Origin of the sequence: Mycobacterium colombiense (assembly GCF_001953985.1) — a bacterium.
GTDB classification, from domain to species: domain Bacteria; phylum Actinomycetota; class Actinomycetes; order Mycobacteriales; family Mycobacteriaceae; genus Mycobacterium; species Mycobacterium colombiense_B.
In genome coordinates this window covers 1-4,465 of sequence record NZ_MBEI01000075.1, presented here as the reverse complement: position 1 = coordinate 4,465, position 4,465 = coordinate 1, and the positions used below count along the sequence as shown (strand labels likewise).

Sequence of the window (4,465 nt, the reverse complement as noted above, 5' to 3'; positions counted from 1 at the left end):
CGCCCAACTGGGCCCCGCCGCCGCCATACATGGTTTGTGCGGGCGGGGCGAGGCGCTGCACGGGCGCGGGCTGCGGTCGCCGCGGCGGCGCGGCCCAGTTGGGCGTGCGCCCGGGCGGCGGAGGAGGCGGCGGTGCCGGCTGCGCCGACCACGCCGCGGCCTGCGGCGGAGCCGCCACCGGGATGTTCATCGATTCCGTTCGCGGCGGGCGTCCGGCCATGCCCTGATGGCGCCCGACGTCGAAGGTCAGCAGCGGTCCGTCGGGGTTTCCGATGTTGAGTGTCTGCCCGTCGTGAATCTCGACCACCGGCACGCGCCGGCCGTTGACGAAAGTTCCGTTGAGGGAACCGTTGTCGATGGCCAGCCACTTGCCCTGATCGAAACGCAGCAGCAGGTGGGCACGAGAAATCAACGGGTGGGTGATACGCATGTCCGCTCGCAGATCGCGCCCGACTACTACATCGTGGCCCGCTGCGAAGGTGCGTTCCGATCCTTCGTGATGGACGGTTAGCGCTGGCGGGGCTGGTGCTGACATCGCCACAACTGTAGCTTGCAGCCCTGTGGTTTAGCTCCGAGCGGCTGCGGTGTCAGGCGCGCCGGTCACCACGCAGTGTGTTCGGGTGTAGATCGTGGGCATGCACTGATTGCAGTGCGTGCACGCCGAATGCACCTGGTGTTCGGCGCCATCAGCGGCGATCCGGTTGATCAGATCCGGCTCGGCCAGCAGCGCCCGGGCCATCGCGACGAACTCGAATCCCTCGGCCATCGCCAGGTCCATCGTCTCCCGGTTGGTGATTCCGCCGAGCAGGATCAGCGGCATCTTCAACTCGTTGCGGAACAGCTTGGCGTCGCGCAACAGATAGGCCTCGCGGTAGGGGTACTCGCGCAGGAACTTCTTGCCCGTCATGCGCATGCCCCAGCTCAGCGGCGGCTTGAACGCCCCGGCGAACTCCTTGAGCGGCGCGTTGCCGCGGAACAGGTACATCGGGTTGACCAGCGAGCTGCCCGCGGTGAGTTCGATCGCGTCCAGCCCGCCGTCTTCCTCCAGCCACTTGGCGGTGGTCAGCGATTCCTCCGTGCTGATGCCGCCCCGTACCCCGTCGGCCATGTTCAGCTTGGCCGTCACCGCGATGGGCGTGCCCTCTTTTTCCACCGCGCGCCGGACGGCCATCACGATGCCGCGGGCCACCTTGGCCCGGTTCTGCAGCGATCCGCCGAACTCGTCGTCGCGGCGGTTGATCAGCGGGGACAGAAACGAACTCGCCAAGTAGTTGTGGCCCAAATGGATTTCGACGGCGTCGAAGCCGGCCTCGATGGCCAGCCGGGCGGCATTGGCGTGCCCGGCGATCACCTCGTCGATGTCGTCGCGGGTCGCCCTCTTCGCGAACCGCATCCCGATCGGGTTGAAGAACCGGACCGGTGCCAGCGCCTTCGCCTTGTTGGACTTGGCGTTGGCCACCGGGCCGGCGTGGCCGATCTGCGCGCTGACCGCGGCGCCCTCGGCGTGGATCGCGTCGGTGAGCCGCCGGAATCCGGGCACGGCCTCGGGTCGCATCCAGATCCCGTTGCCCTCGGTGCGGCCGCCGGGGGAGACGGCGCAGTAGGCGACGGTCGTCATGCCGACCCCGCCTGCGGCCGGCAGCCGGTGGTATTCGATGAGGTCGTCGGTCACCAGCGCCTCGGGCGTGCGCGCCTCGAAGGTGGCGGACTTGATGGTGCGGTTACGCAGCGTTATCGGACCGAGCTTCGCGGGGCTGAACACGTCCGGAGGGGTAGACATACCCGGAGCGTGCCAGACTGTCAGCGTGGGAGCAATCACGCTGGACGGCAAGGCCACCCGCGACGAGATCTTCGTGGACCTCAAACAGCGGGTGACCGCATTGACCGCCGCGGGCCGCACCCCCGGCCTGGGCACCATCCTGGTGGGCGATGACCCCGGCTCGCAGGCATACGTGCGCGGTAAGCACGCCGACTGCGCAAAGGTCGGCATCACCTCGATCCGCCGCGACCTGCCCGCCGACATCAGCACCGCCACGCTCAACGAGACCATCGACGAGCTCAACGCCAACCCCGACTGCACCGGTTACATCGTGCAGTTGCCGCTGCCCAAGCACCTGGACGAGAACGCGGCGCTGGAGCGCGTCGACCCGAACAAGGACGCCGACGGGCTGCACCCGACCAACCTGGGCCGGCTGGTGCTGATGGACCCGGCCCCGCTGCCGTGCACCCCGCGCGGCATCGTGCATCTACTGCGCCGCTACGACGTGGAGATCGCCGGGGCGCACGTGGTCGTCATCGGTCGCGGCGTCACGGTCGGTCGCCCGTTGGGCCTGCTGCTGACCCGTCGTTCCGAGAACGCCACGGTGACGTTGTGCCACACCGGAACTCGCGACCTGCCGGCGCTGACCAGGCAGGCCGACATCATCGTCGCCGGCGTGGGGGTGCCGCACATGGTGACCGCCGACATGGTGCGCCCGGGTGCCGCGGTCATCGACGTCGGCGTCAGCCGGGTGGACGGCAAGCTCACCGGCGACGTGCACCCGGACGTGTGGGAGGTGGCCGGCCACATTTCGCCGAACCCGGGCGGCGTGGGACCGCTGACCCGCGCGTTCCTGCTGACCAACGTCGTCGAGCTGGCCGAGCGGCAATGACCGCGCGCACCCTGCTGCGGGCCCAATGGCCAATCCTGTTGGTGGGCTTGATCTTTGCGGTGGCGCTGGCTTTGGTCGGGGCCAACTTCTGGCGTCGCGGTTCGCTGTTGATCGGTATCGGTGTCGGTGTGGCGGCGCTGCTGCGGCTGGTGTTGTCCGAGGACCGGGCCGGCCTTCTGGTGGTGCGCGCCAAGGGAATCGACTTCATGACCACCGCGACGGTTGGGGCGGCGATGTTCTACATCGCGTGGACCATCGACCCGCTGGGCACCCGCTAGAAGCGTCAGGCCCCCGGCAGGGCCGGAATCTGCCCGGCCATTCCCGTCATACCCGGCACCTGACCCGCCATCGCCGGGAGTTGCCCGGCCATGCCGGGAACTTGGCCCGCGTAACCCGGGATCTGTCCCGTCATGCCCGGGATCTGACCCGTCATGCCCGGGATCTGTCCCGGCATCTGCCCGGGCATGCCCGGAACCTGTGGCATGGCGCCGGACAGGTTGCCGTTGGCGATGTTGGCCATCTCCTCGGGGCAGTACGTCTGGATCGCGATCGTGGTGAACATGCGCGCCATCGTGGGCGACATGCCCCGCCCGGCGACGCTGGACGCGACCGCGGCGAAATTGCCACCCGGCTGCGCCAGCATCGGGCACACCGACTCGCCGACCGACATCGCGTTGCCGGGCTCGCCGAAATCGATGCCGGCGTGGTTGAGCGCGTCGATGAAGTCGTCGCCGTTCCCGTTCGCTCCGGCGGGCGCCGCGAAGGCCGAGGCGACGGTCAGCAGGCCGGCGGCGGCTGCCAGCAGGCGAATGGTGAAGGGCTGATGGCGCAAAACCCAGATCCATTGATGAGTTCGTGCAAATGCCTTCACGCCAGCCTCCCCGTCCGCCATGGAGTGCGTCTGAGGCACTCGAATCACGCTACGAACTCTGAGCCATGACTGTCACGTTTACGACACGGTGGGATAAAGGTTCGCACAATAAGCGTTTCGTGAGGTCGCGGTCTCCGCGACGTCGGTTATTACGCGGCCCCGTTGCGCAAGGCCGGGCGGCGGATCGAAGCCACACTGTGATGTAACACGGGCGGCGGCACCGGAATTCTGGGCGCGAAATGAACCAGAATCCGCCCCATGACGACTTATCGCAGCCGTCCGACCAGCCATGGGATCTCGCGCCAGGCGTTTCTTCGTGGCGCCGTCACGTTCGCGACGGGAGCGGTGTTCGGCACCGGCTCGGCGACAGCGGACCCCGCCGCCGGGTGGAGCGGCCTGGCCTCGTCGATCGGCGGCAGCGTGCTCTTGCCGGCCAACGGCGCCCAATTTGCCACCGGCAAGCAGGTTTTCAACTCGTTCTACAACAACTCCAATCCCGCTGCGGTGGTACGGGTTTCGTCGCAGGCCGACGTGCAGAAGGCGGTCGCGTTCGCGAAGGCCAACAACCTCAAGATCGCCCCACGCGGCGGTGGGCATTCCTATGTCGGGGCGTCCGGCGCCAACGGGACCATGGTGCTCGACCTGCGCGGTCTGCCCGGCGGCGCGAACTTCGACGGTAACAACGTCACCGTGACCCCGGCGACGAATCTGTATGCGGTACACCAGGCCTTGGCCGGCGCGGGCCGCGCCGTTCCCACCGGCACGTGCCCGACCGTCGGCATGGCGGGGATGGCGCTGGGTGGCGGGGGCGGTGCCGACGCCCGGCGCGCCGGGCTCACCTGCGACGCGTTGCAGTCCGCGACGGTGGTGCTGCCCAGCGGCGACGTGGTCACCGCGTCGGCGAACGACAACCCGGATCTGTTCTGGGCGTTGCGCGGTGGCG

General features: G+C 68.6%; 6 protein-coding genes. 3 read left to right on the top strand and 3 right to left on the bottom strand.

Annotation, left to right across the window (positions count from 1 at the left end):
• Positions 1–535: FHA domain-containing protein (locus A5732_RS23265; protein ID WP_171975080.1), on the bottom strand; the 535-nt coding region annotated here is incomplete at its 3' end.
• A 30-nt stretch (positions 536–565) separates the two neighbouring features.
• The gene (locus A5732_RS23260) at positions 566–1,780 is read right to left on the bottom strand and encodes an NADH:flavin oxidoreductase (protein ID WP_076103423.1); all 1,215 of its coding nucleotides are present in this window, start codon (positions 1,778–1,780) and stop codon (positions 566–568) included.
• A gap of 25 nt (positions 1,781–1,805) precedes the next feature.
• On the opposite strand from A5732_RS23260, the gene A5732_RS23255 reads away from it, so the two are divergent.
• Together A5732_RS23255 and A5732_RS23250 are read left to right on the top strand one after the other, a co-directional pair.
• A complete protein-coding gene (locus A5732_RS23255; protein ID WP_064951827.1) occupies positions 1,806–2,651 on the top strand; it encodes a bifunctional methylenetetrahydrofolate dehydrogenase/methenyltetrahydrofolate cyclohydrolase in 846 nt (281 codons plus the stop codon).
• Entirely contained in the window at positions 2,648–2,929 is a 282-nt protein-coding gene (locus A5732_RS23250) for a DUF3017 domain-containing protein (RefSeq protein WP_065055537.1), read from the top strand. The genes A5732_RS23255 and A5732_RS23250 overlap by 4 nt, the downstream gene beginning before the upstream one ends.
• A gap of 5 nt (positions 2,930–2,934) precedes the next feature.
• On the opposite strand, the gene A5732_RS23245 is transcribed toward A5732_RS23250, so the two are convergent.
• Positions 2,935–3,522, bottom strand: coding sequence for a DUF732 domain-containing protein (locus tag A5732_RS23245; RefSeq protein ID WP_081396084.1), 588 nt, complete (start codon positions 3,520–3,522; stop codon positions 2,935–2,937).
• Positions 3,523–3,780: 258 nt separating this feature from the next.
• On the opposite strand from A5732_RS23245, the gene A5732_RS23240 reads away from it, so the two are divergent.
• On the top strand, positions 3,781–4,465 hold a 685-nt coding region (locus A5732_RS23240; RefSeq protein WP_142256666.1), incomplete at its 3' end, for an FAD-binding oxidoreductase.